The sequence below is a fragment of the Mesorhizobium alhagi CCNWXJ12-2 genome (assembly GCF_000236565.1).
GTDB classification, from domain to species: Bacteria; Pseudomonadota; Alphaproteobacteria; order Rhizobiales; family Rhizobiaceae; genus Allomesorhizobium; species Allomesorhizobium alhagi.
Genome location: NZ_AHAM01000081.1, coordinates 1 through 271 on the forward strand (window position 1 = coordinate 1; position 271 = coordinate 271).

Annotated in this window: 1 pseudogene; it reads left to right on the forward strand. The window is 68.6% G+C overall.

Annotation, left to right across the window (positions count from 1 at the left end):
* Positions 1-271, forward strand: a pseudogene (locus MAXJ12_RS10975) (Re/Si-specific NAD(P)(+) transhydrogenase subunit alpha); the annotation flags it as partial.

Below are 271 nucleotides of genomic sequence, written 5' to 3' on the forward strand. Positions count from 1 at the left end.
CGCGCTGATCCCCGGCCGGCCGGCGCCGAAGCTGGTCTCGGCCGCCATGGTGCAGTCGATGAAGCCCGGCTCGGTCATCGTCGATCTGGCCGTCGAGCGCGGCGGCAATGTCGAGGGCGCGGTTCCCGGCGCGGTGATCACGCTCGACAACGGCGTCAAGATCGTCGGGCATCTCAACGTGCCCGGCCGGGTCGCGGCGTCCGCCTCGCTGCTTTATGCACGCAACCTGTTCGCCTTCCTCGAAACCATGGTCGACAAGGCGACGAAGCAG